The sequence below is a fragment of the Alphaproteobacteria bacterium genome, assembly GCA_004295055.1.
GTDB lineage: Bacteria > Pseudomonadota > Alphaproteobacteria > SHNJ01 > SHNJ01 > SHNJ01.
Window position 1 is genome coordinate 1 of record SHNJ01000014.1, and the last position, 26866, is coordinate 26866.

Here is a 26866-nt window from a genome sequence, read left to right on the forward strand (position 1 = left end):
CCGGCCGAAACCGCCGGTGAAAGCAAAATTGATGACCCCCTCACAAACCAGCCTTTGCTGGAGAGAACCCAAAAATCCATTTCCATATATCAACAAATCGGCGATGCGCGGTATAAATTCATCTACATATATCCTGCGCTGAATCAAGACGGCATGCCCCAGGGCAAGGACAAATTCCATTTAGAAATCACGCCTCTTGCAAACGCGGAAGGATCATTCGATCAGGACCCGCAAAGCCTATTGTTAAAATTATATGCGCGCATCCGGATGAAACAGGCGGACGACGCCATAGATCCCGATGCCGCATCCATAATTATCGATACGATTTATAAAATGGACGAAGTGGTAAAACGGCAGAAACCGGCCATGCCCGATTCGCAAAAACTGCCCGACCGTCAGATTTTTCCATCAGGATTTTTGCAGCCGCAAACGATGCACCGGCTGGCCGCGCTGCAAATGCGACGATAAAATTTCGTCGATATCTTCTTTGCTATCGTACCGGTACCAAACGCCTTCGGGATAAATGACCATCACCGGGCCTTGCTCGCATTGATCGAGGCAGCCAGCCGTATTGATACGGGTTTCGGCAATGCCCAATTCCTTGGCGCGCGCCTTCATATAATCGCGCAGTTTCTCGGAACCTTTGGCCGCGCATGACCCGCGCGCATGGTCGTCCGCGCGGCGGTTGGTGCAACAAAATACGTGAAATTGATACATGGTCTATTTTTTCTTCGGTGCCTGCGCGCCACCGGCGGAAGATATAAAATCCTGCCATTGCTGCAAACCCTGCATGCCCATTTGCGCCCACTGCGCGAAAATATCCTCGCTGCCGCCGGTGCCAACCATGTCCTGCATTTTACTCATCCACTGTTGATGCAATTCCGTCACATCCGGCAGGCCCATGAATCGTCTGGCTTCTTCGGGTGTACATTCAATGTCGATTTTAACTTTCATGCGGCACCTTTATGGCTGATAATCCGCAAATCATAGCAGAAAGCGATTTAAATGCAAAAACAGCAAGCCGCCCCGCCGCAAAACCGCCTTGCAGCCGAAAAAAGCCCGTATTTGCGCCAGCATCGGGATAATCCGGTGGACTGGTATCCGTGGGGAGAAGACGCGTTCGAGGCCGCGCGCATACAAAACAAGCCGATTTTATTGTCGGTTGGATACGCCGCCTGTCATTGGTGCCATGTGATGGCGCATGAATCGTTTGAAAATCCGGACATCGCGGCCGTGATGAACGATCTATTCATCAATATAAAATTGGATCGCGAGGAACGGCCGGATATCGATATGATTTATCAGCGGGCATTGTCGCTGATGGGACAACAAGGCGGCTGGCCGCTGACCATGTTTCTAACGCCGGACGGCCAGCCATTCTGGGGCGGCACTTATTTTCCGCCGGAAACGCGCTTTGGCCGCGTGGCATTTCCAGCCATTTTAAAACAAATTCGAAAATTGTACGACGAACAACAGGAAAAAGTGCTGCAAACTGTCGGGCAATTGGGCCCGGCATTGCAAGCGGCGCTGACTCCTTCGGAAAAACAATTTGATATCGACTTATCGCTGACCGACCGGGCTTGCGAGAGGATTTTGGATCATTTTGACCCCGTGCATGGCGGGTTAGGGGATTCGCAAAAATTCCCGCAAGTGCCATTGTTGCACATGGTATGGCGAGGCTATTTACGCACGGATAACGCGGCGATGAAAGACGCGGTCATTAATACGCTCGATCATTTGTGCCAAGGCGGGATTTACGATCACGTTGGCGGCGGTTTCGCGCGCTACACCGTGGACCAAGAATGGCTGATCCCGCATTTTGAAAAAATGCTGTACGACAATGCGCAAATTATCGAAATTCTATCGCTGGCTTACGCGGAAACCGAAAATCCGCTTTATGCAAGGCGCGTGGCGGAAACCGTGGATTTTCTGTTGCGCGAGATGAAAATAAACTCGGGCCATGATTTTGCCTTTGCCGCTTCTTATGACGCCGATAGCGAGGGGGAAGAGGGCAAGTTTTATGTTTGGAACGAGGCGGAAGTCGACCGGATTCTGGGGCAGGAATCCGCGCTATTTAAAAAATATTACGATGTGCGCGCGGAGGGAAATTGGGAACATAAAAATATCCTGAATCGCCTGCAAATGATGGCGATGGCGGATGAAAAAACCGAACGGCAATTACAGCAATCTTTGCAAAAATTGTTGGCCGCGCGGGAAGGGCGCGTGAAACCCGGATTCGATCACAAAGCTCTCGTGGATTGGAATGGGCTGGCGATTGGCGCGCTGGTCTATGCCGGAAAAATATTCGCCCGGCCGGATTGGATCAAAGCGGCGCAGAGTATTTTGCAATTTATCCAAACCAACCTTTGCCGCGATGGAAAATTATTCCATGCATATACGGACCACCAAGCCGCGCATCCGGCCACGCTGGACGATTACGCCAACATTATTCGCGGCGCGATATTATTGTACGAGGCGACCACGCGGGAAAATTATTTGCAATTCGCCCTGAAACTGGCGCAACGATTGCAAGATGATTTCTGGGACGAAAACGGCGGCGGGTATTTCTTTACCTCGCATGACACGAAAGATGTTATTTTACGCGCCAAATCGGCATCCGACCATGCCGTTCCGGCAGGAAATTCCACGATGATTGAAAACATGATGCGGCTTTTTTATCTGACGGGCCGGCAACAATACCGCGAAACGGCGGAGAAAATCATCGCCTGTTTTTCCGGCGAAGTTCTGGAAAATTTCTTCCCGCTCACCACATATTTATGCGGCCATGAATTTATGCTGCGTGCAAAATTATACTGCGTCGTCGGCCCGGACGCCGCCGCCGTTGCCGATCAAATCTGGCAAAATCCCGGTATGAATAAAGTGATTATGACCGCCAAAGATCAATTGCCGAATATAGATAAAACCCATCCCGCCTATGGCAAGAAACCGATGGATGGAAAAACCACGATTTATGTTTGCGATGGCGGCAAATGCCTTGCGCCAATACTAAATGTGGAAGAATTAATGAAAAAGGGCCTCAAGTAAGAGGCCCTTTTCCTAAATCACTTAAAAACTACAACAGCGCTATTTCTGTTCGAAAGTCACGCCGTTATAATCAAAGCCCTGTGCTTTGCCATCAGCTGGAGTTGGGCAAATTTCGCCACGGCCAACCGATCTTGCCGCCGCAGGGGCATTAATATTCCCACAATTGGCCAAGTAATCATCTGGGTGGTTGCATCGGCAAATAGCGCGGCGAGTTGCCAAATCATCCATTTGCGCAGCAGTCATACAGCCACTACATACTTGCATAGAATAGCAAGTGGGTGTTGCACCATCATCGCAAACTTCACAGGTACGGCACTGATTCAAAGCGCCGCTGGTGGTGCAAGTTGCGGTTTGATCATTATAACAACGGCCCGCCGCTTGCGCGGAAGATGCAGCCAAAAATAAGCCAACCATCAATATTGATAATAAAAAGATAATTTTTTTCATGAAAAAATCCCCGTAGTTGTTACGCCAGCAAAATCATATTTCTTGAAATAATATATATAACGATAAAAGTCAAAAAAATATTCTAGAGTACGCAATATAAATTTTCTATAAATTTCAATATTTTATAAACCTTGCTAATTTATGATCTAGGCTATAAAATTGCACAAATTTATTCTTAAAGGAGCCGATAATATGATGGGAAAAACCATAAACAGCACGTTATTAGGCCTTATAGCCTGCGTTAGCATAAGCGGTTCGGCAAGTTTTGCGCAACCTGAATCCGCGCCACCAACTCCTGCATCAGCCCCGGCCACCGGCATCCCCGTTGAAAACCCTGCCATACCGAAAATAGATTTACAAAATCCGGCTTTGATCGAAGGATTAAAAAAAATCCAAGGTTTCTGGCCGGAAGACTTTGCAAAAACCGTTCAAGGAAAAGAACAGGATCAATTCCTTGTTACTGCCAACAGTGATTTTTTTGCGCCCCTGGATGAAACTGCTTTAACCGCTCGCAAGGCGAACAATGCTAAATACACGCCATTTAAAGGGGACATGTTACCGTCCCAAGAAGCCGACGTTATGCTGGGAGCGATGGAATATCGCACCGTTATTACTTTAGAGAATGGTAAAAAAATAACAACCGATCAAATCGTTGGCGCAGTGCTGCCAGATACAGGGTTTCTACATGTCACTTATGCCGCCAGTCCAGATCATGGCGAAAACTGGCACGTGCCAAAAACTGTTCTCGTGTCCAGCGCCATTTATGCGGTTCCTGTTATTCGCGCGGAAAAACCTAACGGACGATATATTGTTATTATGCCAATGCGGGATGCAACATTTGCAGATACTGTGTCTGCTGGCACCGCGCATGGCGATTATGTCATGCACCAAATAACTGCGTTAATGTCGGAAAAAATCCCTCCTGTACCAAAGGCGGACCATCGCACAACGATTACGGGTGGCATCGAATCTTATGATGGCGGCGATATAATATATATAGACCCGGATCAATTGGATGCACGGCTAAGAAAATCGCCAGGTCCAACAAAAATTACCCGTCCACTGGCTGTTACTGATGTGCATACAGTTGACATAAATGGCACTACCGTTGTGGTTGCTCTAGGAACGGAAATAACGGACGCAAAAAACGCTTTTGTTTTACCGTTGCGCATGGCAGTAACCGCAAAAGAAGTAGTTTTTGGAATGCATGCCAACAAAGTTCCTAATACTGCAACATCGGTGTCAATCGGTATCACCACAGACGGCGATGCAACAAAATTACAAGGCTATGTCATGATGCGTAGCACTAAAAAACAAAAGGTGTCGACACGGTAATGAACAGAAAGCGTCTATACACATTTGGTCCATTGGCTGTTCTTGGAATTGTGGCTTTGATAGCCGTTCCCGTTGGAATTTCTTCCAATGTTGGTCAAACTATGTCCGGCCCACTTGAGGGCATGACATCTTATCCGCGCGGAACGGGAGGCGGCATAAAATGGAAAATTTTTTACAATCCTAGCGTAACAGAAAAATGGGAATACGCGCGTATTGTGGAAACGGCAAATGGCGAAAAAACAACATCTTACTCGCCCAGTGACTTTCAGAAACAATACGAAATAGATCTGGGCAGAGCGATGCGCCCAACCGATTGGCGCCGCGTTGTTTCTGATTTTAAAGACAGGGTGCCTGCCGCCGATTTAGTCAGGTTGGAAATAATTCTTGGCTGTCCAACCACCACTGAAGCGGTTAAAAGCATGATGGGTCAAGGAATAAAAGACCGCTAATTCACTTTCATTCCGAACGATTCTTGCAAAAACGGATATAACGCCGCGAAGGATCTTTTTTCCGCGACCGGATTATATCCAACGCCTTCCAATCCCGCCTTGCGAATAACATCCGCCATCGGGTTGGTAAAAGCATGTACCGCGCCGGAATATTCGATGAATTGCAAATCCGCGCCGGCTTTTTGCATATCCTCGATAAATGCCTGGCGATCTTTAAATGGCACCATCGGATCGGCCGCACCATTCAAAACCATAATTTTCGCTTTGACCGCGCCTTTGGCCACCGGATCCGGGAATTGCAATCCGGCATGGAATGCGCCGACACTCGCTAGTTTTTCTCCATCGCGCGCCAGTTCCAATGCCACGGTTCCACCCATGCAAAATCCAACCGCGGCAATATTATTTTTATCGACATTCACTTGTTTCTGCAAAACCGCCAAACCGGCCCGCGCACGCTGGCGCATCATTTTGCGGTCCTGATAAAATGGACCCGCCCATTCTTGGGCAATTTTAGGATTGGCGGTAACTTTATCCGGGCCATACATATCGATGGCAAAAGCGACATAACCATGTTCCGCCATTTCGCGCGCACGGCGTTTAATATAATCGTTATGGCCCCACCATTCTGGAACCAATAAAACACCGGGCCGCAAGGAACTGATTTCATCGTTATAAACCAACGTACCGCGCAATTCGGTTTTGCCATCGGTGTAATCGACCGACTTGGTAATAATTTCCGCATGCGCCGGCAAAGCCAGCATTAAAAAACCAAGACAGAAAATAACCCAAATTTTGCGCATCGAAGCCTCCGTGGTTAAAAGGAACCATATCCTAATAGGGCCTTGATTAAAAATACAGCCTTATCGGTGTTTCCTATACCGTTACTTATTGCTATGCTTTGGCTATGCAGACTGATTTGGTCACTCGCTCCCGCCGGTTACAACTCCGGAACGACATTATGTGGCGCCGAACCCGGCGCAAGCGTGTCTTGCCGACTCCGAATATCTATCCGGACGGGCATGACAGAAATAAACCAGGAGTCGCCGGAAAAATCGGCTTTTACTCCTTGATTGCCGCCAGCATATTTGTTGCGCTGGCATTTCCGTTTTGTTACGCGTTCAATCAAACCTTGCTTTGGCAACTGGGCCTCAGCGGGTATATGGGGATCGGGGCCAGCATTTGCGGCGTAATCGCACCGATAATCTTGGCTTCCGCCAGTATGCAAAGGGCGGAGGAAATTAAAAATCACCAGACCGAACAAACGCAATTCTCCATCGTCCGGCTCGCCCAGAAAAATGGCGCTGGCTTGGCCGTTGCAAAATCGGTCCGGCGTTCCGTTGAAAAATCCCACCGCCACCGCAGAGTTATATTTTTCTGGCCAAAAATAATCGGCCAATTGGTGGAAGCGGATTTATTGGATCAGCGCCAAGTGGATGGATGGCGCGCGCGCAACGAAGAATTGCGCCAACGCTGGATCAAGCGCGAATGGCCGGATTATGACGACACGCCATCGATCGCAACAAAAACGGCCGACGCGGCTGGCCGGTTAGCGCGGCGTATTGGCCGGGACCTGCAGCGTTAAATTAAAACTGGCTGAATTGCAATTGCAGTTGCCGCGCCAGTTCCGCGGGATTGGTCATGGCCAATCCCATCGTATTCGACATATCCAATCCCGGTTTCGGTTGCATGGTCATGCGCAAATTTCCAGGCTGGGCCATAAAATTCTGAATCGCATTCAAACTTGGCGTAAACGTCGGATCTTTATCTAAACCATAGGCGGCGGCAAGCCCCGCCACCATTTGCTGACCGGAAATTTTCATTTGCTCCGCGCCAAGACGGGCGTAAATCCGCTGTAACAACGATAAATCGCGATATTCCACAAGCAATTGTTTTACCTTTTGAACGAAATTGGTGTTTTCATTCAGCGCGGCCAGATCCAGTATGGCCGGATCCAGATTGATCAAAATCTTAAAATGGAATCCATCTTGCAATACGATTTCCTGGCGCAATTGATAGGCGTCTTGCATCATGGTGCCGCTGGTGGCCAGATTTAAAACGAAATCGCCGTAACCAAATTCCGCCAGCGGATTATATTCCGCCGGAATTTTAATTTTTTCGACCAAGAACGCGAAATTCCTATCCGCCAATTGGGCGGCGATATGGTCGATACCGAATAAAAATTTCCCGGACATTTCGTTGATGGAAAACTGGCGCACATGATTCAATCCGTCCGGCGTTTTATCATAAGCCAATTTAACTTTCATCGGCGCGGGATCGTGGGCGCGGCCATCGGATTCCACCACATGCAAACGCAAATCGTCCATCGCCGAATCGAAATGGCTGATGGCATCGTTGGCGCGCGCAATGCCGGAAATTTGCAGGGATTTCCATTTAACGGTGGACTTGCTGGCCAGATCCTCGAAAAATAAATCGTCGAAACGAAATTCGGTTGCATCCGCATTGCCGGTAAATTCAAATTTTACATCCCCGGCGAACGTGCGGTTGCCGCTATGCAGCCCAAAATTCTGCGCCGACACGATGGCATGCGTAACATGATCGTTTTCCAATTGCAGTTTTTGCAAGGACAATTCCTTGATGCGCAAGGAAGAATTGGCGCTATTGCTGACGGTTAAATCGTCAAACGTCACGCTTTTGGCAAAGGCATTGGCCTCCACCTTGGCGTAATCTATGCGAAGATTGGGGTTGTTCTGTTGCATCATGGCGATGGATGCGCGGACCAATTTGTCCGCCATCATTTGTTGCCAATACCAACCGGCCGCAGCGCCCAACGCCAGTACCAAAACAAAAATAACAATCAGGCGCAACTTGCTTCCTCTGGCGTCTTTTTTGCGAAACATGGAAGATCCCCTTGTAAAGTTCGGACACTATACAAGGTTCCGGCTTTAATAAAAAGCGGGGATTAGTTATTCATCGATTCAAAGAAATCGTTGTTGGATTTCGATGTTTTGATTTTATCCAGCAAGAATTCCATGCCATCGACGACGCCCATCGGCATAAGCACGCGGCGGAGCACCCACATTTTGGACAGGGTTTTCTTGTCGACCAGCAATTCCTCTTTCCGCGTGCCGGATTTGGTGATGTCGATCGACGGGAAGGTGCGTTTGTCGGACAATTTGCGGTCCAAAATAACCTCGGAATTGCCGGTGCCTTTGAATTCTTCGAAAATAACTTCGTCCATACGCGATCCGGTATCGATCAGCGCAGTTGCTATAATGGTCAACGATCCGCCTTCCTCGATATTGCGCGCCGCGCCAAAGAATCGTTTCGGGCGCTGCAATGCATTGGCATCGACGCCGCCGGTTAAAACTTTACCGGAGGAAGGCACAACGGTGTTATAAGCGCGGCCCAGACGGGTGATGGAATCCAGCAGAATCACCACATCGCGCTTATGTTCGACCAGGCGTTTGGCTTTTTCAATCACCATTTCCGCGACTTGCACGTGGCGCGATGCCGGTTCGTCGAAAGTCGACGAAATGACTTCGCCTTTCACGCTGCGCGCCATATCCGTAACCTCTTCCGGACGTTCGTCGATCAACAGAACGATCAAATAAATTTCCGGATGGTTGGCGGTGATGGAATGCGCGATATTTTGCATCAATACCGTTTTACCGGTGCGTGGCGGCGCAACGATCAAGGCGCGCTGGCCCTTGCCTAATGGCGCGACCAAATCGATAATCCGTGCTGACGGATCGGTTTTTTCTTTTTCTTTGCCTTTGGTAACCGGCGCCTGTTCGATTTCCAATTTCAACCGTTCATCTGGATATAGCGGGGTCAAGTTATCGAAATTGATGCGGTGACGCACACGCTCCGGATCTTCGAAATTGATTTTATTGACTTGCAACAAGGCGAAATAACGTTCGCCATCTTTTGGGGACCGGATTTGACCTTCGACCGTATCGCCGGTGCGAAGTCCGAATTTTTTCACCTGGCTTGGCGAAACGTAAATATCGTCCGGGCCGGGGAGATAATTGGCTTCCGGGCTGCGTAAAAATCCAAAACCGTCTTGTAAAACTTCCAAAACCCCTTCGCCAAAAATAGCTACGTCGTTTTCGGCTTTTTTCTTTAGGATCGCAAACATCAATTCCTGTTTGCGCATCATACTGGCGCCCTCAATACCTTCTTTTTCGGCAAGATCGAGCAAGTCCGACGGGCTTTTATTCTTTAATTCTTTTAAATTCATGGGAAATCTTTGATGGGTTAGGAAATTTCTATTCCAAAGACAAAAAGCATATTTTTAAAAGCTTGCCGGCGGTAAGTGCCGGTTTGTCTTGGAATAAATTTTAGGGGTTGTGTTATTTGAGTGTAGAAATAAAAAGTTATAAAATTATTAAACACTCGAAAATTTTATAGCCTGATAAGCATTATTTGTCAAATCATTCCCCCAATAATCATAAATATTATAATAAGATAATAGATGTAAGTAGTAGGTACGGGGGATAACGGGGATTAAATTCTATCCTCGACTTATATACAGCCTATTGTGATTATTGGTTTAGCAAAACAGAACAACAATAATAACAAGGATAACCATAATTTATTATTATATATCAATAACTTAAATAATAGTATACCAGGGGTAGTATTGGGCATACCGTAAAAAAAACCGGTCATACCGTTATTCTTTCCAGAAGATAGGGAAAATATAAAAATCTGAATGGATGAGATGTTATACAAAGATCCCTCGTTTACATCTTCCATTGCGTGTATAAGTTTCAATTATCAACAATTCACCCCCATAAACCATGCCCAAGAAAATTTCACCAAAAACCTTGCATGTTCACCTGGTATCGGATTCCACCGGCGATACGGTTCACCGCGTTGCCCAGGCCTGTTTAAGCCAATTTGATGGAATTCACACGGAAGAGCATGTCTGGTCCCTGGTACGCGGCCAGGCGCAGATCGACAATTTGCTGCGCGGGGTGGAAGAATATCCAGGCATAGTAATCGCTACTTTTGCGGATCGCAAAATCGCCGAACAATTGGATGCGGAATGCAAGCGACGCAAAATCACTTATATATCGGTGCTCGACCCGATTTTTCAGGCCTTGCGCAAGCATTTGGGCGAACAGGGCGGCGAGGCCCCCGGAAAACAGCACGAACTGACCGAAGAATATTTTGACAAGATCGAGGCAATGGATTTCGCCATGCATCATGACGATGGCCAGTTGACCGATGAATTGGACAAGGCGGAAGTAATTTTGGTCGGCGTATCCCGCACATCGAAAACTCCAACTTGCATATATTTATCGCATCGCGGATTAAAAGCAGCCAACGTGCCGATTGTTCCCGGCGCCCCATTGCCGGAAGCGTTATTTAAAACCAAGGCGTCATTAATTGTCGGGCTTACCAATGACCCAACCCGTTTGGTGCAAATCCGCGAAACGCGCCTGCAAATGATATCCAGCGATGGAAAATACGATCAGGGAAGTTCCTACATCGACCTTGATAAAGTGCGCGAGGAAATTCGCGCCGCCCAGAGATTGTTCTCGCAACATGGATGGCCGATAATCGATGTCACCCGCAAATCGGTCGAAGAAACCGCCGCCATTATTTTGCAGATGTATCAGGACCGTAAGCAAAAACCCGCTCCATTAGCCAAGAAATCCAAAGCCAAATAATGTCCGAGTCTTTGATTCTCGCCTCTTCCAGTATTTTCCGGCGGCAGATTTTGGACCGCGCCGGTTTGTTATTTACCGCGCACGCGGCGGATCTTCCCGAAGATGAAATGATGCTGGATTGGCAGAAAAAAGGCACGACGGCAGAGCATGTCGCCCGCGAATTAAGCGTCGCGAAAGCCATGAAGATTTCGGCAAAATTCCCCGGCGCCCATGTGATCGGATGCGATCAGATGATGTTGTGCCAGGACCGTTGGTTCGCCAAGCCGAAAAGCAGGGCAGAGGCGGCGGAGCATTTGCAGTTTCTATCCGGAAAAACGCACCGTTTGATTTCCGGTATTGCGGTTGTGCGCAATGGCAAAGTTTTATGGGACCATGTCGATATCGCCAATATGACTATGCGTCCGCTAAATCAAAATACGATCGATAATTATTTGGATGAAATGGGCGACAAAGTATTGCAATCGGTCGGTTGCTACCAAATCGAAGGGCTTGGCATTCAATTATTCGATAAAATCGAAGGCGATTTTTTTGGAATCGTCGGCTTGCCCTTGCTGCCGTTGCTGCAATTTCTGCGCGCGCAAAAGGTGATCGCATGATAACGCTTGGCCTGACCGGATCGATCGGCATGGGCAAATCAACCGCCGCGCAGCAATTGCGGCAAATGGGATTGCCGGTGTTCGAGGCCGATGCGGCCGTGCATGAATTATATCAAAGTGCCGAGATACGCGAACAAATCCGCGCCATTCTGCCGCCGGAATATCGGGGCGAATCTTTCAACCGGAATTTGGTGGCGCGCGCCGTGTTGATTTATCCGGAATTGTTGAAAAAACTCGAAGGAATCTTGCACCCGCAAGTTCGCGCAATGGAACAAGAATTTCTGTACCGTGCGCGCGAACAGGCGCACAGGATCGCAATCTTGGATATTCCATTATTGTTTGAAACCGGCGAGGAAAGCCGCTGCGATTATATCGCGGTTGTCACGGCGCCAAAATTGATCCAGGCCTGGCGCGTGCTGCGCCGCCCGGGCATGAGTTTGCATAAACTGAATATTATTTTATCCCGGCAAATGGGGGACGCGGAAAAACGCAGCCGTGCCGATTTTGTGGTGCATACTGGATTTGGGAAATGGGTTTCCGGGCTGCAATGGAAAAATATACTGAAACGGCTGATGCACAGCGCAATAAGCAGTAGCAATGCGCAAAATTGATATTATAATATCCCTATGTCCCGCGAAATTATTTTAGATACCGAAACCACCGGCCTTGATCCTTTCACCGGCGACCGGATTGTGGAAATTGGCTGTGTCGAGGTAATTAATTACATCCCGACCGGCAAGCATTTTCATCAATATATTAATCCCGAACGCGATATGCCGCCCGGCGCGCAGGCGGTGCATGGATTGACGTCCGAATTTTTAAAAGACAAGCCGGTATTCGCTGAGATTTGCGGCGACTTTTTGGAATTTATCGGCGATGCGCCGCTGGTGATTCATAACGCCGAATTCGATATGAAATTTATCAATCATCATATCGGTGAAATGGGTTTTGGCGCTATTACCGGTCCGCGCATTATCGACACGTTAAAAATGGCGCGGCAGAAATTCCCGGGCGCGCCAGCCAGCCTCGATGCGTTATGCAAAAGATTTAATATCGATTTATCCGGTCGTTCCCTGCATGGCGCTTTGCTTGATTCCAATTTACTGGCACAAGTATATATTGAATTGATCGGCGGCAAACAAGCCGGATTCGATTTGCTGGCTTCATCCGCTGGCGGCGCTGCCGGCACAATCGAACGTATATTCCGCGCCCCGCGCGATTTTCCGCCATCCGACGAAGAATTATCGGCGCACTCCGACATGTTGCAGAAAATAAAAAACCCGCTGTGGGGCAGCGGGTCTTAAATTTAATTTATATATTCCAAATTAATTCGGTGGACGCAAACCGCCTGGTTTCGCGCCGCTGGTTCCTGTCGCTGCCGCTGGTGCAGGGGCCACGCCGCCGCCAGCCATTTGCTGACGATACAGGCCCAAGAAATCGATCGGATGAACCAGCAATGGCGCATAACCTCCTTCGCGGGTGATTTCGGCGATAATGCTGCGCGCAAATGGGAATAACAACCGTGGGCATTCCACCAACAGCACGGATTGCAATTGATCCGGCGCGATCCCTTTGATCGTAACAAGGCCGGCATACAAAACTTCGGCGGTGAAACATTGCATGTCTTTGCTTTTCGCATCGGCTTTAATCGCCAATGTTACTTCGTATACTTCGTCGGAAAATTTGTTGGCTTTGACATCGACCGCGATATTCACTTGCGGCGGTTCTTGTAGGTTCATCAACGATTTTGGCGCGTTGACGTTTTTCATCGTCAAATCCTTGACGTACTGTGCGTTAATGGTAATGGATTGCGTGTTTGTATCTGCCATGGCGGACCCCTTTGTGTTGGCTTTTACCTAAGCTTAAACCCCAAAAAAATCAAGAGAAAACAAGATTTGTTTTTTACCCCCTTTGGCCCTAAACTGGGGTCATGACCATCGACATTATCATTTTCGCAATCATCGCTTTTGTTCTGGCTTTTCGGCTGTGGCAGGTGCTGGGCACCCGCACCGGGTTGGAACGCAAGGACCAGGATTACGCCAATTTGCGCCGCGCAGCGGCCCCGGCCAGCCCCACGACCGGAAAAAACATCGATATTACGGTGGGCGAGGAAAGCCAGCACGCTTTGAACGCCTTGTCGGCCAATTTGGCCCAAATTAAGAATCTGGACCATAATTTCGCCGAAGGCCATTTTTTACGCGGTGCGCGGGTCGCTTTTGAAATGATTGCCAAGGCTTTTGCCGACGGCGACAAAGGGACCCTAAAGCAACTGCTTGATGCGGCTTTATATGACAATTTTGCCAAGGCGATTGACGAACGCAAAACCAAGGGCGAACGCATGGAATTGACCATCGTCCGTCTACGCGATCCCGATATTACCGATGCTCGTATTGTCGGCAGCGAAGTTTATTTGACGGTTTTATTTAAATCCGAGCAAATCACCACTACCCGCGATAAGGACAATAAAGTCATCGATGGCGATCCCGACCGGATTTACGATATCAACGATATCTGGACTTTCCGCCGCAATGCCGGATCATCCGCAACCAACTGGTATTTAACCGCAACCCAATCCCATGAAGAAAAATAATTTTTTCCGCACCGCCGGATTTTTGGCCCTGGCTATTTTGGCTGGATGCGCGACCCCATCGGTTCCGCCAACCGCGACCATTGATACCCCAAAGGAAACCGCCCCGGTCATCGCGCCGCGCCGCGCTATCGCGCTGGATCAATTGCCAGGCTGGTCGTCCGAAGATCCGTTGGCGGCGGTGCAGGGATTAAAGGCTGCTTGCCCGAAATTGATCAAACGCGGCGGCGACAATAATTATTTTGGCAACAAATACGCTGACCGCATTGCCCCGGCGCGCTGGCAGGAAATTTGCGCCGATGCGCGCACCGTTTCGAACGAATCCGGCGCCGCTTATTTCTGGCAGCAAAATTTCGAAGCCATTCCGATGGTCGATGGCGATAAAAATACCGGCCTTATCACCGGATATTACGAGGCCGAACTGCATGGTTCCTTAAAAAAATCCGAAAAATTCCGCTATCCGCTGTATAAAATGCCGTCCGATAAATATTTGGATTTAAGCCGCAGGGAAATCGATCATGGCGCGCTTCAGGGTAAAAAACTGGAATTGGTTTGGATCGACGATCCGGTTTCCGTATTCGCGCTGCATATTCAGGGTTCCGGCCGGGTGACGCTGGATGATGGCCGGGTAATGCGCGTTGGATTCGCCGGCAAGAACCGCCAGCCTTATTATTCCATCGGCAAGGCGATTGGCGAGCAGAATATTCTGCCCAAAGATAAAATCGAAATGGCCTCGATTGAAAAATGGTTGCGCAACAATCCGGAACGCGCCGCCACGATATTGCAAACAAATCCGTCTTATATTTTCTTCCGTCAAATCGACGGGTTGGCCGAACATCACGAAGGACCCATCGGCGCCTATGGATTGCCGTTAATTCCGGAACGCAGCATTGCGGTGGATCGCGCCTTTTACCCGCTTGGCATTCCGATGTGGATCGATGCCGCGCACCCGGTCAATGGCGCGCCATTGCAAAAAATCGTTTATGCGTTCGACACTGGAAGCGCGATAAAGGGTAAAATCCGCGCCGATTATTTCTTTGGCAGCGGCGATGACGCTAAATACGCGGCCGGACAAATGCGCGGACGCGGAAAATTATACGCGATTGTGCCGCGCGGCGAAATCGCCGTATCCTCGAAATAATGGCGAAATCCAAACAACCGGATGATATGGATTTATTCCGCGATATGATGCGCGGGGTAAAAAAACTGCCGCAAAATTCCGCGCCTAAGGCAAATAAGGCCGAGGAAAAGCCAGAGTCGGAAAAAATGACCTGGGATGATGTCGGCACGCCGCCAAAAACAAAATCCACGGACGCTCCGGAATTGAAGACGGGAAAAAATCATGGCGTCGATGCCTCGACGTTTGAAAAATTCCGCCGCGGCAATATGCCCATCGATGCGACATTGGATTTGCATGGCATGACCCAGGCGGAGGCGCATGGCGCCTTGAAAAAATTCATCGCCTCGTCCAGCGATATGGGCGACCGCTGTGTTTTAATCATTACCGGCAAGGGCGGGGTCAGGCGCGAAGACACGATGGAAAAAACCGGTGTGTTGCGGGAAAACCTGCCCAAATGGCTGAATGGCGCCGATTTGCGCGGCAAGATTCTTTCCCTGTGCCAGGCGCAGCCGCGCCATGGCGGATCGGGCGCATTTTACGTCTTGCTAAAACGCCGGCGAGAGGGATAATAATTCCATCAATTGCAACCCGGAGATTCCAATGGCCTATGATCGCAATAATATTTTCGCCAAAATTCTGCGCGGCGATATTCCATGCAAAAAAGTTTTTGAAAATGAATTCGCATTGGCGTTTTACGATATCAATCCGCAAGCGCCAACCCATGTATTGATCATCCCAAAGGGTGAATATATTTCTTTCGATGATTTTGCGGCCAAAGCCAGCAACGATGAAATCACCGGATTTTTCCGCACCGCCGGCCAAGTGGCGCAACAAGTCGGCGCCGTGGAGCAAGGTTTTCGTTTAATCAGCAATTGCGGATCGAATGGCGGCCAGGAAGTGCCGCATTTCCATATTCACATTCTGGCTGGCCGTAAATTGGGTAAAATGGTCGCCGCCGCTTAATCTTTTACATTCAATCGCCGGTATCCCAGCGCTTCGGCCACATGGGTGCGGCCCACATTATCGTTTGCGGCCAGATCCGCAATGGTGCGCGCCACGCGCAAGATGCGATGATACCCGCGCGCCGACAATTTCCATTTTTCCGCCGCATCGGCCAATAATTTCTGCGCGTCATCGCTTAGATTCACAATATTTTGCAGAATTTCGCCATCGGCTTCGGCATTGGTGCGGCATTTGACATCCAGCGCCGAAAATCTTTTTTGCGCGCGTTCCCGCGCCTGCATAATACGCGCGGCGACATCTTCGCTTTTCTCGCCGCTGGCATCGCGCGATAGATCCAGCGCGCTGACGGCTGGCACATCGACATGAATATCGATCCGGTCGAAAATCGGTCCCGATATTTTCGATTGATAATCGGCGGCGCAACGCGGCGCCTTGGTGCAACAACGCGATGGATCGTCCAAATACCCGCACCGGCAAGGATTCATCGCGGCGATCAATTGAAATCGCGCCGGATAGGTGATATGCGCATTGGCCCGCGCGATCAGGGCGCGGCCGGTTTCAATCGGTTGGCGCAATGCTTCCAGCGTTTGACGTTGAAATTCCGGCAATTCATCCAAAAACAAAACGCCTTGATGGGCCAAAGATATTTCGCCTGGCGCGGCGCGCAATCCGCCGCCAACCAACGCCGGTAAAGACGCGGAGTGATGCGGATCGCGGTAGGGGCGGGTTTTAGAAATTTTCCCATCATCCAATTGCCCGGCGATGGAATGAATCATGCTGACCTCTAACGCTTCCACCGCGCTCAATTCCGGTAATATCGACGGCAAGCGCGAGGCCAGCATCGATTTGCCCGATCCGGGCGGGCCGATCATCAATAAATTATGGCCACCCGCCGCGGTGATTTCCAAGGCGCGCTTGGCGGATTCCTGGCCCTTGATATCGCGCAAATTCAATGTGGTTTTAATCGCCTCGGTCAATTTCGGCGCGGGGCGCGATAAAACTTGCGTGCCTTTAAAATGATTGATCAGCGCCAATAAACTTAGTGGCGCGATAATATCCAATCCTTCCACCCAGGCGGCTTCCGGCCCATTCGGTTCCGGGCAAATAATGCCATTGGAATTTTCAAACGCATGCATCGCGGCGGGCAAAACGCCATTCACGCCGCTTAGTTGCCCATCCAGCGCCAATTCACCCAGCGCGACGAAATTATCAATCTGATCCTGGCCGATAATGCCCGATGCGGCCAGAACGCCCAGCGCAATCGGCAAATCGAAATGCGATCCTTCTTTTAAAACATCGGCGGGTGATAAATTAACGACAATACGTTTGGGCGGCAGGGCCAATCCCATCGCATGCAACGCGGCGCGTACACGCTCGCGCGATTCGCCAACCGCCTTGTCCGGCAATCCGACAATCACAAAATCCACCTTACCGGTGGTCAGCGTGACTTGCACGTCGATCGGCAAAACATCGATGCCTTGGAATGCGGCGGTTTTGATGCGATTAATGCTCATCCCGATTTTTTAGCACATCCAATTCCAAAACAAAACCAGAACAAATTCGCCATTGACAGGTAAGTCTATCAGGCATAAAAATATCCGAATTGAATAATTAAGAGGTTGCGATGGCAGATTCTTTTATGGGTTGGGATGGATTATTTTATGGTGCTGGCGGCTGCGATCCTTGGACTGCACCAGCCAGGCCCACACCAAAACCGAAACCGCAAATTAAAACAAATCCGCCAAAACCAAAACCGGTGGCAGAATGGTGTCGGGACTCGCAATTTGAGGGTACTATAACATTCCGGCATATCGGTAGCGGAATAACAAGAGAAGTCCATTCGTTCGATTATAAGTGTGCGTTACGAGTTACCTTGCCAAGCCGCGGCAAAGTAATTTTGGTAGACGATGTGTTAAAAACGGTCGATGCGCGCGCCGCAGCCCTGGGAAAAAATATCAGGGGCAGAAATTCGGCCAGCAAGTACCGCACCCGTATTCACCAAGCCTATTGGCGTAATGGCCAAATGGTAAAAAGCCGATAATATATGAATGTAAAAAGAGAGTACGATGCCAAGAAATTATTTTGATTCATTAAGAATGATGGGCGGGGTTGCAGGCTGGCGCAATTCTAGCGGCCAGGTCAGCAGATCATCGGTGCGCGCCACAGACGAACCGGCAGCCGCCGTAAAACCGCAGGTTCGTGCTGTGGATTCGCTTCATGTCCATACAGACGGCCATTCTTGGAATCTTCAAGGCCCAATCGGCGAACAATTGACTTTTGTCCATTCGGATGGACAGGTTAGAACCATGTCCATGACAGAATATCGTGAAACCGAAGCCGTCACCGATATTAAGGCTGGGAAACAAATGACCATTGGCAAGGTTATGCAAACATGGGAAGCGCGCAGTCTGGCTTTGGCTGGCGCATCATTATTTGATGCAAACGCAATAAGGGCCGCACGCTGGCGCGACGGACAAATGGTAAGATAGATAAAATATTTAAAAAGAAAGTGATTTATGACAACCGCGTTTTCAGATTCTGAATTATCTGCCGGGCAACATCCGGTTAAGTGGAATGTGATAAAACTGAATTATCATTATATGATAACCTCGCTTTGTTACGGCTGGACTTTTTGCGAGTATGAAAATACGCTAACCCGCGAACATGTTCGGCTTACTGAAAGAGATCTCGCTAAAGCCATGCGGAAAACTATGCCGCGATTTGGAAAATCCGTTTCGTGGGATGATGTGATCGATACATATGTGGCGCGCAGAAAAATGTTAAAAACAAATCAAGTTCACAAACGACATCCGTTTGGAGAAAAACATGGAGATCAAGTTCACGGCGTAAAATCGCGCAGAAAACATCGAGAGCAAATTGCCAAACATACAATATGGCGCGCAGGAGTCATGGTCAGAAGCCGCTAAAATTCCATTGGTTGTAAAACAAAAAACCCCCGGCCATTGCGCGGGGGTTTTTTTATTCCTAGAAACTAGCGAACTAGCAGCCACCTGGTTTCGGTTGGCCTGGTTGTTCGGATGGTTTCATTGGTTTGTTTTTAAATGGACCGCCCATAATGGACTCCTTGGTTTGGGTTAAAATCTCTTTCGCGCCCTATCAAGAACGCTTGACTAAAATTTAGGGTGTCAAAGTGGCAAAATCAAGCCGCCGGCTTATGCCGCATTTTGGCGTAACTTAACCAATTGATTTTCCGCCATATTCCAAAATATTTCGACGGCGTTTTTGTTATATAATTGTTCAATTGGAATTAAGCCCGATGGCGAAGTGACATTAATTTCAATCAAATAATCGCCGATCAAATCGATGCCCGCCAAAAACAATCCTGCCTTAGCCATAAACGGCCCAATCGTATCGCAGATTTTTTTCTGCGCTGGTGTCAGTTCGGTGACTTGGTATGGCGATCGGTCGGAATAACCGGAAAGAATGCTTCCTTTCGGCGGCACATTTTTCATGGTGGCGATGACTTCGCCATTGATCATGATCACGCGTTTGCTGCCATCGTAAATATCCGGCAAAAATTTCTGCGCGATAATCGGCTGGCCATAAGCCAGCATGGTGCGCACGATCGATTCGAAATTTTTATCATCCGCTTTGATATAAAACACGCGCTGACCGTGCCGTCCGTAAATCGGCTTCACCACAATCTCGCCCTGTTTCTTATAAAATTCTTCGATGATTCCATATTCCGCAGAAACCAGCGTCGCCGGAATCAGCGATGGGAAATGCAGTGGCAATATTTTTTCGGGATAATCGCGCAATGATTTTGGATTATTCAGCACCAATGTTTTATGGGCGATCAAATCCAATAATAAGGTGGTCGTTACATACGCCATATCGAATGGCGGGTCTTGGCGGATTAAAATCGCGTCCGATGCCGATAAATCGAAATCCTGCGCATCCGATAATTTATAATCGATCTTGCCTTTGGGGATATCGACAAAATGTCCACGCGCTTTAACCGTTTGCCCGGCCGCGAATAAATTGTCCGGCGTGTAATAAAAAATTTTGTACCCGCGTTTCGCCGCTTCGCGCATCATGAAAAATGTATTGTCATGCGGCAAATTCAACTGGCCGATATCGTCCATTTGCACGGCGATGGTTTTAATCATGATGTTTCTCCGGCGCGCGATTTGATACGCACATATTGTTTCACTTGCTTGATATAGTCCAGCCGCTTGCAAAGGGCAATAACGCGGGTTAATTCGGCCTCGTTCTGCGCAATCCCCATGATATAGGCAACGCCGCGCACTACATCGACGGAATAATTAATGGAATAGATATTTTTATCCAGCGTCATTTTGGCCTTAATTTCCGCGGCCGCGGCCGTATCTTGGGCCAGCGCATCGACCCCGCCGCTGCCATCGTCGATGCGAATTTCATTAATGACTTCCTTGACGCCGGGCACGCGCCAAATTCTTTTTATCGCTTCCAATCTCTGGTCCGGCGTTATTACAAAACCGATAACCAAAACCCTTCCTTCGCGCACGGTCAGGCTCAGTCTCTGGAACATATCAAAACTATGATCCATCCATTGGCCCTGAATTTCGGTATTGATCCGCAAATCTTCGGCCGACTGGCTGAATCCGCGTTCTTCCATCGCGGCGGTTCCTGCCATCGCGCCAGCGCCGATTACCATGCCGACGGGGGCGCAGGAAGACAAAAAAAGGGTATAGGGTATAGGGTTTAGGGTATAGGGAAGAATAAGGGAACATAAAACAGCCGCGCGGATTTTAACGTGCCGCCACAAATATAAAAAATATGCGATTCTATTTTGATTGCTCACTTTTCCTAAACCCTAAGCCGTATACCCTAATCTTCAACTCCAAGCTGAAATAATATGTACCGGCCATTTGCCGGGAACGCAGATTACCTCATCATAGCGCAAATGATAATTATTCCAATATCCGGGATGGTTTTTCAGAAAAATATCGGCTGCTGCTGCGATACGTTTGCGGTGATAATGGCTGTTGGCTTCGGACGCGGCCCAAATGTCGCCGCGCGATTTAATTTCAACGAATGCAACGGTACGTCCGCGCCGGACGATTAGGTCAATTTCCCCATCCCGGGTTTTATATCGCCGCGCCAACGGCCAATATCCCTTGCTCAGCAAAAATAATAAGGCGCAAGATTCCGCCCAAACGCCGCGGCGAAAATTATCGCCGCCTTGTTTGACTTTGAACGGCGATTTATTCGGCTTCGCCATGCATTTCTTTTTGCAATTCCAACGCGCGCTTATACACTTGGCGTTTCGGCAATTTGGCTTCGTGCGACACGGTTTCCACCGCGTCTTTCACGGTCATAAATTCCATCGCTTTTTTCAGCATGCCGTCAAGGTCGGTCGCGCTGGTACTGATCGGGTGCGAATTATCGATCAATACCGTTACTTCGCCGCGCGGCTCGTGCGCCGTGTAATGGGCGATTAGCGTGGATAATTTTCCGCGCTGCATTTCTTCGAATGTTTTGGTCAACTCGCGCGCAATCGCCGCATCGACATCGCCGAACACATCCAAACATTTTTGCAAAGATTCCACCAATCGCATGGGGGATTCGAAAAACATGATGGTGGCTTCTAATTTCTGCCATTCCAGCAATTTATTGCTGCGGCCTTTTTGCGGCAAGAACCCGACAAAATGAAATGGAATTGGCGGCAGGCCGGAAATCGCCAGCGCGGCAATCACCGACGATGGGCCGGGAATGATATGAATCGGGATATTTTCGGCAACGCAAGCCTGCATCAGCCGGTACCCTGGATCGGAAATTAACGGCGTTCCGGCATCGCTGATCAGCGCGACGGATTCCCCGCCCTGAATTTTTCCGGCGAGCTTGCCGGCCATGCCCATTTCATTGTGGTCATGATAAGAAATCAATTTGGCATCGATGCCATAGAAATTCAGCAATTTTTGGCTGTGGCGCGTATCTTCGGCCGCGATCCAATCCACGCTTTGCAATGTCTGCAACGCGCGCAGGGTAATATCCCATTTATTGCCGATGGGGGTTGCCACCACATATAAACCCGGTTTCGGTTTTCTTTGCTTTAAACCTGCGGCGATTTGGATTAGGTTATTGTCCTGGCTCATATTCTATCTTTCGCCACGTATTTTCGGGGGCAATATGAAATTCGAATTTTCACTTTACCGGGCTCAACTTCGCCGCGCAATGCGTAATATTGCCTGGATATGGCTGCTGTTGGCAGTTTTAATAATGCCTGCGGCCGCGCAAAACCTTGCTATGCAGCCAGGCGCGGTTTCGAATTCCGCCGCACCCCCGCCGCAATTGTCGATGGCTCCGCCCATACAACGGCTGAAAATCGCGTTATTGTTGCCATTGACCGGGCCGCAATCGCCCTTGGGCCAGGCGATGCAAAATGCGGCGGTGATGGGTATTTACGCTTCTTCCGATCCGCGTCTTGCAATCGTGCCTTATGATACGGCCGGCAAACCGGAACAGGCGCAATTGGCCGCGACCCGCGCCGTTGCCGAAGGCGCGGGCGTGATTTTGGGTCCGCTGTACAGTACCGAGGTTAGGGCGATTAAAAACAATCCAGCCATGCCGCCAATCCCGATTTTAAGTTTCAGCAACGATTCCGCCGCCGCCGGGCAGAATGTATTTTTGCTGGGCATGACGCCGCAAACGGAAATCGCGACATTGCTGCATGATTTGGAACAGCGCGGCGTGCGGATTGTGCATGTGCTGGCGCCGGATACGCCTTATGGCAATGGCGTGCTGGATGCCGCAAAAAACCACGCTTCGCGCAGCGGCGTGAAATTGCAAACTATCGCCACTTATTCTTCCAGTAATCCAAAACAATTGCTGGCGGCGGTGCAAAAAATAAAATCGGCCCTGCCGAATGGGCCTTCCAATATTGTAAATTCCTATCACGCGGTTCTAGTTGGGGAGGTTGGCGGACGTTTGGGCGCGGTGGACGCGAATTTCCAAAAAATCGGAATTAATTCCAGCGATGTCATTATCGCCGGTCCGTCAAGCTGGCTGGAAGCTAATTTCGCCAATCTGCCATCGTTGCAGCAATCTTATTATGTTTTGCCCGATCCCAAATCGATGCAACAATTCGCGGTCAAATACGGGTCTTATTTTGGCGGCAATCCGCCCGGTCTTGCGATGATGGCGTTCGATGGCGTGCAAATTTTATCGGCGGCCTTCACTGGCGCCGCGCAAACCGGCAGTATCCAAGCGGCGCTTTCATCCGCGCCATCGTTTCACGCCAGCGCGGGATTGTTGCGATTCAATCCGCAAAACATGGCCGAACGGCAATTGTCGGTCATCCGCGCCGACAGCCGGAATTTTTAAATATGCCGGTTGATGGCATCGCCGCTTCGATTGCGGACTTGCAAATATCTTGCGCCAGCGATACGGACGGTTTTACGACTTTGGTAGTTCTGGCCAATTCCATTATGCAGCCAAATGGATTATTGCTGGTATGGTTTGTATTGCATAACGGTGAAATCAAGGGTTTTAAGACATTGATTGAGCCGTTGGATATAAATCTGGCCAAGCCATCGATTATGGAAGCCATTGTTACTATTTTAACAAAACACGAGACGGACGAATGGAATTCAGCGTTTGGACGAATTAATGTTTATCCATTATCGACTGCGGAAATGTGGGAATTGATTGTTACCAAGGGACGCAATGCCGCTGAATATGAGCCATTAAAACGGATTTCCGCCGCTCCCGCTACGGAGCGGCAACAAATACCGCGCGCGGTATTTGACCGGATACAATCGCGGTAATCTATGCGATCAATTTTGCCGCGAGTTCATTCAAGCAATTGCGCCCCGTTGCGGTGGCCGATAAAATTTTCCCATCGAATTTTATAAAATCTTGTGCGCGCAGGAATTCGAAATTTTTATTGTCGATAAATTGCATCATATCGGCGCCGACAACTTGCCGGAACCGCGTGGCATCCAATCCTTGCAATAACCGCAAATTCATTAGAATCATTTCCTTGGCAATGATTTTTTGATCCAGCATTTCTTCGCCTTGCAAACCATTGCCATTTTTTTGCACAGCCGACAGCCAGGCTTCGGGCGTTTTATGATTGTTGGTCGCCGTTTTGCGCGCATTCCCACTGATGCGGCCATGGGCGCCGGGGCCAATACCGATATAATCGTAATATTGCCAATACACCATATTATGCCGGCACTCATCGTTATTGCGCGCGAAATTGGATACTTCGTAAGCGGCAAAATTCTCGCGCGCCAGGCGGTTCAGCGTATAATCATATAATGCCGCGGCGTGATCGTCGCTGGGCAATTGAAAATCCCCCCGCGCATATATCGTGGCAAAGGCGGTTTGCGGTTCGACGCTTAATTGGTACAACGACAAATGATCGCGCATTAAGGTTAGAATTTCTTCCAATTCCTTGCGCCAATGATTCAACGTCTGATCGGGCCGCGCGTAAATAATATCGAACGAATACCGGTCAAAATATTTGGCGGCAAGTTTAATCGCTTCTTTGGCTTCTGTCGCAGAATGGCTGCGTCCCAAGAATTTTAGATATTGATCGTCCAGCGCCTGAATGCCCATCGACAGGCGGTTTACACCCGCATCGCGCAGCGCGGAAAAATTTTTGGCTTCGCTGCTGGTTGGATTGGCCTCGAGGGTAATTTCAATATTATCGGCAAAGCCCCATAATTTTTTGGCTTCAATAATTAATTCGGCCGCCAATTCCGGCGGCATCAGGGATGGCGTGCCGCCGCCAAAAAATATGCTGGTTAATTTTCCGGGATTATGCCGCCCCGCCCAATACCGCATATCTTGCAATAACGCCTCGCCAAACGCCGCCACATCGACCCGTTCGCGCACATGGGCATTGTAATCGCAATAAGGGCATCGCGATTTACAAAACGGCCAATGAATATATAAACCGAACAAAGACATGATTACTTATCGCATTGATATCGCGATTAAACAATCTTGACAAGTACCGTATCCTTATCGTATACAATCGGGCATGAAATCTGTCAGAAACCAAAAGATCGAAGAATTCATGCTGCAGCAGATTTGTTATCGCAGCGATGATGGGACCGTTTTGCTGGTCAGTATTGGCACTGTGGGTGACTCTTCGTGTGGCCGTTCCAATGCGCCTGCAAAAACAGATTGCAAAGAATCATTTATGGCTTTGCATGTGGACGGATCTATTTGCGGGATAGAAATATCCTATAATTTGGACAGTACTTTTTTGTTTCATGGACACTTGCCGGTCCGCAGCCATACCATCCGCGAAGTTTTGAATAAATTGTCGGCGACGCCAAATACAATCGAGCAAGTTTCCGCCGCCCAACCAATATTTCAGCATCAGGTCGGGTCGGCATTGGGCTGGGTTATGCCAATTAAAGATTGGGTAAGTAAAAATAAAGAAAGAAATGCGGAAATTGAGAAAATCGTTTCGGAATATTCTCGGTTGCCTATACCCGGACAAAAAGCGCTGGTTGAGAAAATACTAAGAAGCGCTGGCCGAACACTGACCTGTTCTAATCCCACACCCGCTGTTGTTGACGAACCTGTGCCCAGAAATCCAGAAACTAGTCCGGAGACTTCTAAAATTAATTCGTATTATCGAAAATCCCAGCCGATATCCTGGGTGCAGAAATTGATCACGGGTATTTGTCTGACTTCGGTGGGCGCCGCCGCAGGTTTCGCCGCGCTTGTTTCTTTGCAATCTTTGGCGGCGGTATGGCAAGCAGCCGTTCATGTAATTGGATTGGCAGCCACCGCAATTCCTGTTATGGCGGCGGGCATATTGAGCATGGTCGCTTTTCATAAAATAGATAAATCGATCCTTAAATGGAGCGGCAATAAAGTAGGACTTTTGCCGGTAGATAGAAGCGATCCTAGAAATTGCGATATGTATGTTCATCGATCTGACCGTTGGGCTTATGCCAAAATTGGCTGCGTTATGATTGTCGGCGCTGCCGGCACCATCGGTTTTATGCGTTGGGAAAATGGAAGAATTTATAACGCCGCGCAAAAATATTTATTGCCGGCGGAATCCTCGACCCCGCAACCGGCAAAACCGGAAAAGCAGAATGATTTCCAGCCCAAAATATTGCTGCCAAAAAATAGGGCCTTGTATCAGGCGCGATATGAAAGATGTTTATAAATATTTTTATAAAAAGGCCCATGGGGTAAATATATAAATTATGGCAAAACCAACCGCACAGAATTTACGTTATCCATTGCAAGAATTGCGGCCTGTTGCCGTGGCTGGCGATTCCAGTCCGATATTTTGGCAATGGACCTATACCAACGAGCACGATACTACGCGAACGATGTTGATCAGTCTGCATCCGGGCGGACAATTTTGCGGTTGGGAAATTTCCGGCACGCTGAACGATGCCGAACGCTATGCCATAATGCAAAAAATTCAGCAAGAAACAGAATCAAGTCCAGCTGCGTTGACATCTAACCAACCTAATGTGCGTCTGTCCTATAGGGCGGGAATAAACTTTATGTTAATGCCAAAACAGGAAATGTGGCAGATTTTGGAAGAATATTTTTCCGATGATCATGCGTTGTTTTGCGAAATTGGCAAAATTGGCCCCGCTGGCCGAAGACAACTTTACCGCGACCTGGATCGGAATATCGGTTGCTAAGCCTGAAGTAAAGCCCGCGCCTAAAAACGCTGCCGTTTGTAAGCAGGAACC

Annotated in this window: 32 protein-coding genes; 19 read left to right on the top strand and 13 right to left on the bottom strand. The window is 49.0% G+C overall.

All coding sequences use genetic code 11. The annotated features are described in order from the left end of the window. Positions 1-408: 408 nt before the first annotated feature. A complete protein-coding gene (locus EYC62_03925; GenBank protein ID TAH35754.1) occupies positions 409-717 on the bottom strand; it encodes a (2Fe-2S) ferredoxin domain-containing protein in 309 nt (102 codons plus the stop codon). Between the two features lie 3 nt (positions 718-720). Next, positions 721-954 (bottom strand): hypothetical protein, encoded by a 234-nt coding sequence (locus tag EYC62_03930; GenBank protein ID TAH35755.1) that lies wholly within the window; start codon positions 952-954, stop codon positions 721-723. Positions 955-1005: 51 nt separating this feature from the next. On the opposite strand from EYC62_03930, the gene EYC62_03935 reads away from it, so the two are divergent. Next, positions 1006-3045, top strand: a complete 2040-nt coding sequence (locus tag EYC62_03935) for a thioredoxin domain-containing protein (GenBank protein ID TAH35756.1) — start codon at positions 1006-1008, stop codon at positions 3043-3045. Between the two features lie 39 nt (positions 3046-3084). On the opposite strand, the gene EYC62_03940 is transcribed toward EYC62_03935, so the two are convergent. Continuing rightward, positions 3085-3492 (bottom strand): hypothetical protein, encoded by a 408-nt coding sequence (locus EYC62_03940; protein ID TAH35757.1) that lies wholly within the window; start codon positions 3490-3492, stop codon positions 3085-3087. 192 nt (positions 3493-3684) lie between these two features. On the opposite strand from EYC62_03940, the gene EYC62_03945 reads away from it, so the two are divergent. Together EYC62_03945 and EYC62_03950 are read left to right on the top strand one after the other, a co-directional pair. Beyond that, positions 3685-4827: a hypothetical protein gene (locus EYC62_03945; protein TAH35758.1), complete on the top strand. Its 1143-nt coding sequence runs from the start codon at positions 3685-3687 to the stop codon at positions 4825-4827. Next, positions 4827-5276: a hypothetical protein gene (locus tag EYC62_03950; protein TAH35759.1), complete on the top strand. Its 450-nt coding sequence runs from the start codon at positions 4827-4829 to the stop codon at positions 5274-5276. Before EYC62_03945 ends, EYC62_03950 begins: the two co-directional genes overlap by 1 nt. Here the strand turns inward: EYC62_03950 and EYC62_03955 are convergent. Further along, the gene (locus EYC62_03955) at positions 5273-6076 is read right to left on the bottom strand and encodes a dienelactone hydrolase family protein (protein ID TAH35760.1); all 804 of its coding nucleotides are present in this window, start codon (positions 6074-6076) and stop codon (positions 5273-5275) included. The genes EYC62_03950 and EYC62_03955 overlap by 4 nt on opposite strands. Before the next feature lie 158 nt (positions 6077-6234). Here EYC62_03955 and EYC62_03960 point away from each other — a divergent pair, with 158 nt between their 5' ends. Further along, on the top strand, positions 6235-6858 hold the full coding sequence (locus tag EYC62_03960; protein TAH35761.1) for a hypothetical protein: 624 nt from the start codon (positions 6235-6237) through the stop codon (positions 6856-6858). Between the two features lies 1 nt (position 6859). Here the strand turns inward: EYC62_03960 and EYC62_03965 are convergent, their stop codons facing one another. After that, positions 6860-8134, bottom strand: a complete 1275-nt coding sequence (locus EYC62_03965) for a hypothetical protein (protein TAH35762.1) — start codon at positions 8132-8134, stop codon at positions 6860-6862. A 62-nt stretch (positions 8135-8196) separates the two neighbouring features. Further along, positions 8197-9477, bottom strand: coding sequence for a transcription termination factor Rho (gene rho, locus EYC62_03970; protein TAH35763.1), 1281 nt, complete (start codon positions 9475-9477; stop codon positions 8197-8199). A gap of 562 nt (positions 9478-10039) precedes the next feature. Between rho and EYC62_03975 the strand changes: the two genes are divergently transcribed. Genes EYC62_03975 through dnaQ form a run of 4 tightly spaced genes read left to right on the top strand, consistent with a single transcriptional unit; the run spans position 10040 to position 12815 of the window. Then, on the top strand, positions 10040-10915 hold the full coding sequence (locus EYC62_03975) for a kinase/pyrophosphorylase (GenBank protein TAH35764.1): 876 nt from the start codon (positions 10040-10042) through the stop codon (positions 10913-10915). Beyond that, the gene (locus EYC62_03980) at positions 10915-11511 is read left to right on the top strand and encodes a hypothetical protein (GenBank protein ID TAH35765.1); all 597 of its coding nucleotides are present in this window, start codon (positions 10915-10917) and stop codon (positions 11509-11511) included. The genes EYC62_03975 and EYC62_03980 overlap by 1 nt, the downstream gene beginning before the upstream one ends. Then, a complete protein-coding gene (gene coaE, locus EYC62_03985) occupies positions 11508-12122 on the top strand; it encodes a dephospho-CoA kinase (protein TAH35766.1) in 615 nt (204 codons plus the stop codon). The genes EYC62_03980 and coaE overlap by 4 nt, the downstream gene beginning before the upstream one ends. A 15-nt stretch (positions 12123-12137) precedes the next feature. Further along, positions 12138-12815: a DNA polymerase III subunit epsilon gene (dnaQ, locus tag EYC62_03990; GenBank protein TAH35767.1), complete on the top strand. Its 678-nt coding sequence runs from the start codon at positions 12138-12140 to the stop codon at positions 12813-12815. Positions 12816-12836: 21 nt separating this feature from the next. Here dnaQ and secB read toward each other — a convergent pair whose 3' ends face one another. Beyond that, the gene (gene secB / locus EYC62_03995; GenBank protein ID TAH35768.1) at positions 12837-13340 is read right to left on the bottom strand and encodes a protein-export chaperone SecB; all 504 of its coding nucleotides are present in this window, start codon (positions 13338-13340) and stop codon (positions 12837-12839) included. A gap of 101 nt (positions 13341-13441) precedes the next feature. Between secB and EYC62_04000 the strand changes: the two genes are divergently transcribed. The 4 genes from EYC62_04000 to EYC62_04015 are packed head-to-tail and all read left to right on the top strand — an operon-like array spanning position 13442 to position 16181. After that, positions 13442-14101, top strand: a complete 660-nt coding sequence (locus tag EYC62_04000; protein TAH35769.1) for a Tim44 domain-containing protein — start codon at positions 13442-13444, stop codon at positions 14099-14101. Beyond that, positions 14088-15239, top strand: a complete 1152-nt coding sequence (locus EYC62_04005; GenBank protein TAH35770.1) for a murein transglycosylase — start codon at positions 14088-14090, stop codon at positions 15237-15239. The genes EYC62_04000 and EYC62_04005 overlap by 14 nt, the downstream gene beginning before the upstream one ends. Beyond that, positions 15239-15787, top strand: coding sequence for a DNA mismatch repair protein MutS (locus tag EYC62_04010; protein TAH35771.1), 549 nt, complete (start codon positions 15239-15241; stop codon positions 15785-15787). Before EYC62_04005 ends, EYC62_04010 begins: the two co-directional genes overlap by 1 nt. Positions 15788-15818: 31 nt before the next feature. Then, positions 15819-16181: a histidine triad nucleotide-binding protein gene (locus EYC62_04015; GenBank protein TAH35772.1), complete on the top strand. Its 363-nt coding sequence runs from the start codon at positions 15819-15821 to the stop codon at positions 16179-16181. On the opposite strand, the gene EYC62_04020 is transcribed toward EYC62_04015, so the two are convergent. After that, a complete protein-coding gene (locus EYC62_04020) occupies positions 16178-17695 on the bottom strand; it encodes an ATP-binding protein (GenBank protein ID TAH35773.1) in 1518 nt (505 codons plus the stop codon). The two genes, EYC62_04015 and EYC62_04020, sit on opposite strands and share 4 nt — an antisense overlap. A 110-nt stretch (positions 17696-17805) precedes the next feature. Between EYC62_04020 and EYC62_04025 the strand changes: the two genes are divergently transcribed. The 3 genes from EYC62_04025 to EYC62_04035 are packed head-to-tail and all read left to right on the top strand — an operon-like array spanning position 17806 to position 19108. Next, positions 17806-18222: a hypothetical protein gene (locus tag EYC62_04025; GenBank protein ID TAH35774.1), complete on the top strand. Its 417-nt coding sequence runs from the start codon at positions 17806-17808 to the stop codon at positions 18220-18222. Positions 18223-18247: 25 nt separating this feature from the next. Then, a complete protein-coding gene (locus EYC62_04030) occupies positions 18248-18670 on the top strand; it encodes a hypothetical protein (GenBank protein TAH35775.1) in 423 nt (140 codons plus the stop codon). A 27-nt stretch (positions 18671-18697) separates the two neighbouring features. Further along, on the top strand, positions 18698-19108 hold the full coding sequence (locus tag EYC62_04035) for a hypothetical protein (protein ID TAH35776.1): 411 nt from the start codon (positions 18698-18700) through the stop codon (positions 19106-19108). Positions 19109-19354: 246 nt separating this feature from the next. Here EYC62_04035 and EYC62_04040 read toward each other — a convergent pair whose 3' ends face one another. The 4 genes from EYC62_04040 to rsmI all read right to left on the bottom strand — a co-directional run bounded on the left by EYC62_04040 (position 19355) and on the right by rsmI (position 22207). Continuing rightward, complete coding sequence (locus tag EYC62_04040; protein ID TAH35777.1) at positions 19355-20311, bottom strand: glutathione synthase; 957 nt, start codon at positions 20309-20311, stop codon at positions 19355-19357. Further along, positions 20308-20838 carry a BON domain-containing protein gene (locus EYC62_04045; protein TAH35785.1) on the bottom strand — a complete coding sequence of 177 codons (531 nt, stop codon included), beginning with the start codon at positions 20836-20838 and terminating at the stop codon, positions 20308-20310. The genes EYC62_04040 and EYC62_04045 overlap by 4 nt, the downstream gene beginning before the upstream one ends. Positions 20839-21018: 180 nt before the next feature. Then, positions 21019-21405 carry a YraN family protein gene (locus tag EYC62_04050; protein ID TAH35778.1) on the bottom strand — a complete coding sequence of 129 codons (387 nt, stop codon included), beginning with the start codon at positions 21403-21405 and terminating at the stop codon, positions 21019-21021. Then, entirely contained in the window at positions 21389-22207 is an 819-nt protein-coding gene (rsmI, locus tag EYC62_04055) for a 16S rRNA (cytidine(1402)-2'-O)-methyltransferase (GenBank protein ID TAH35779.1), read from the bottom strand. The genes EYC62_04050 and rsmI overlap by 17 nt, the downstream gene beginning before the upstream one ends. On the opposite strand from rsmI, the gene EYC62_04060 reads away from it, so the two are divergent. After that, positions 22185-23507 (top strand): penicillin-binding protein activator, encoded by a 1323-nt coding sequence (locus tag EYC62_04060; GenBank protein ID TAH35780.1) that lies wholly within the window; start codon positions 22185-22187, stop codon positions 23505-23507. The two genes, rsmI and EYC62_04060, sit on opposite strands and share 23 nt — an antisense overlap. Positions 23508-23509: 2 nt before the next feature. Then, on the top strand, positions 23510-23950 hold the full coding sequence (locus tag EYC62_04065; GenBank protein ID TAH35781.1) for a hypothetical protein: 441 nt from the start codon (positions 23510-23512) through the stop codon (positions 23948-23950). A gap of 1 nt (position 23951) precedes the next feature. Here EYC62_04065 and EYC62_04070 read toward each other — a convergent pair whose 3' ends face one another. Then, complete coding sequence (locus EYC62_04070) at positions 23952-25100, bottom strand: coproporphyrinogen III oxidase (GenBank protein ID TAH35782.1); 1149 nt, start codon at positions 25098-25100, stop codon at positions 23952-23954. A gap of 73 nt (positions 25101-25173) precedes the next feature. Here EYC62_04070 and EYC62_04075 point away from each other — a divergent pair, with 73 nt between their 5' ends. Further along, positions 25174-26322, top strand: coding sequence for a hypothetical protein (locus EYC62_04075; protein TAH35783.1), 1149 nt, complete (start codon positions 25174-25176; stop codon positions 26320-26322). A gap of 40 nt (positions 26323-26362) precedes the next feature. Further along, positions 26363-26815 carry a hypothetical protein gene (locus tag EYC62_04080; GenBank protein ID TAH35784.1) on the top strand — a complete coding sequence of 151 codons (453 nt, stop codon included), beginning with the start codon at positions 26363-26365 and terminating at the stop codon, positions 26813-26815. The last annotated feature ends 51 nt before the right edge of the window (positions 26816-26866 follow it).

What these genes read in the sequence shown, in the direction of transcription:
- EYC62_03925 (TAH35754.1), bottom strand. Translation starts at nt 717, where the DNA reads ATGTATCAATTTCACGTATTTTGTTGCACCAACCGCCGCGCGGACGAC.
- EYC62_03930 (TAH35755.1), bottom strand. Translation starts at nt 954, where the DNA reads ATGAAAGTTAAAATCGACATTGAATGTACACCCGAAGAAGCCAGACGA.
- EYC62_03935 (TAH35756.1), top strand. Translation starts at nt 1,006, where the DNA reads ATGCAAAAACAGCAAGCCGCCCCGCCGCAAAACCGCCTTGCAGCCGAA.
- EYC62_03940 (TAH35757.1), bottom strand. Translation starts at nt 3,492, where the DNA reads ATGAAAAAAATTATCTTTTTATTATCAATATTGATGGTTGGCTTATTT.
- EYC62_03945 (TAH35758.1), top strand. Translation starts at nt 3,685, where the DNA reads ATGATGGGAAAAACCATAAACAGCACGTTATTAGGCCTTATAGCCTGC.
- EYC62_03950 (TAH35759.1), top strand. Translation starts at nt 4,827, where the DNA reads ATGAACAGAAAGCGTCTATACACATTTGGTCCATTGGCTGTTCTTGGA.
- EYC62_03955 (TAH35760.1), bottom strand. Translation starts at nt 6,076, where the DNA reads ATGCGCAAAATTTGGGTTATTTTCTGTCTTGGTTTTTTAATGCTGGCT.
- EYC62_03960 (TAH35761.1), top strand. Translation starts at nt 6,235, where the DNA reads ATGTGGCGCCGAACCCGGCGCAAGCGTGTCTTGCCGACTCCGAATATC.
- EYC62_03965 (TAH35762.1), bottom strand. Translation starts at nt 8,134, where the DNA reads ATGTTTCGCAAAAAAGACGCCAGAGGAAGCAAGTTGCGCCTGATTGTT.
- rho (TAH35763.1), bottom strand. Translation starts at nt 9,477, where the DNA reads ATGAATTTAAAAGAATTAAAGAATAAAAGCCCGTCGGACTTGCTCGAT.
- EYC62_03975 (TAH35764.1), top strand. Translation starts at nt 10,040, where the DNA reads ATGCCCAAGAAAATTTCACCAAAAACCTTGCATGTTCACCTGGTATCG.
- EYC62_03980 (TAH35765.1), top strand. Translation starts at nt 10,915, where the DNA reads ATGTCCGAGTCTTTGATTCTCGCCTCTTCCAGTATTTTCCGGCGGCAG.
- coaE (TAH35766.1), top strand. Translation starts at nt 11,508, where the DNA reads ATGATAACGCTTGGCCTGACCGGATCGATCGGCATGGGCAAATCAACC.
- dnaQ (TAH35767.1), top strand. Translation starts at nt 12,138, where the DNA reads ATGTCCCGCGAAATTATTTTAGATACCGAAACCACCGGCCTTGATCCT.
- secB (TAH35768.1), bottom strand. Translation starts at nt 13,340, where the DNA reads ATGGCAGATACAAACACGCAATCCATTACCATTAACGCACAGTACGTC.
- EYC62_04000 (TAH35769.1), top strand. Translation starts at nt 13,442, where the DNA reads ATGACCATCGACATTATCATTTTCGCAATCATCGCTTTTGTTCTGGCT.
- EYC62_04005 (TAH35770.1), top strand. Translation starts at nt 14,088, where the DNA reads ATGAAGAAAAATAATTTTTTCCGCACCGCCGGATTTTTGGCCCTGGCT.
- EYC62_04010 (TAH35771.1), top strand. Translation starts at nt 15,239, where the DNA reads ATGGCGAAATCCAAACAACCGGATGATATGGATTTATTCCGCGATATG.
- EYC62_04015 (TAH35772.1), top strand. Translation starts at nt 15,819, where the DNA reads ATGGCCTATGATCGCAATAATATTTTCGCCAAAATTCTGCGCGGCGAT.
- EYC62_04020 (TAH35773.1), bottom strand. Translation starts at nt 17,695, where the DNA reads ATGAGCATTAATCGCATCAAAACCGCCGCATTCCAAGGCATCGATGTT.
- EYC62_04025 (TAH35774.1), top strand. Translation starts at nt 17,806, where the DNA reads ATGGCAGATTCTTTTATGGGTTGGGATGGATTATTTTATGGTGCTGGC.
- EYC62_04030 (TAH35775.1), top strand. Translation starts at nt 18,248, where the DNA reads ATGCCAAGAAATTATTTTGATTCATTAAGAATGATGGGCGGGGTTGCA.
- EYC62_04035 (TAH35776.1), top strand. Translation starts at nt 18,698, where the DNA reads ATGACAACCGCGTTTTCAGATTCTGAATTATCTGCCGGGCAACATCCG.
- EYC62_04040 (TAH35777.1), bottom strand. Translation starts at nt 20,311, where the DNA reads ATGATTAAAACCATCGCCGTGCAAATGGACGATATCGGCCAGTTGAAT.
- EYC62_04045 (TAH35785.1), bottom strand. Translation starts at nt 20,838, where the DNA reads ATGGTAATCGGCGCTGGCGCGATGGCAGGAACCGCCGCGATGGAAGAA.
- EYC62_04050 (TAH35778.1), bottom strand. Translation starts at nt 21,405, where the DNA reads ATGGCGAAGCCGAATAAATCGCCGTTCAAAGTCAAACAAGGCGGCGAT.
- EYC62_04065 (TAH35781.1), top strand. Translation starts at nt 23,510, where the DNA reads ATGCCGGTTGATGGCATCGCCGCTTCGATTGCGGACTTGCAAATATCT.
- EYC62_04070 (TAH35782.1), bottom strand. Translation starts at nt 25,100, where the DNA reads ATGTCTTTGTTCGGTTTATATATTCATTGGCCGTTTTGTAAATCGCGA.
- EYC62_04075 (TAH35783.1), top strand. Translation starts at nt 25,174, where the DNA reads ATGAAATCTGTCAGAAACCAAAAGATCGAAGAATTCATGCTGCAGCAG.
- EYC62_04080 (TAH35784.1), top strand. Translation starts at nt 26,363, where the DNA reads ATGGCAAAACCAACCGCACAGAATTTACGTTATCCATTGCAAGAATTG.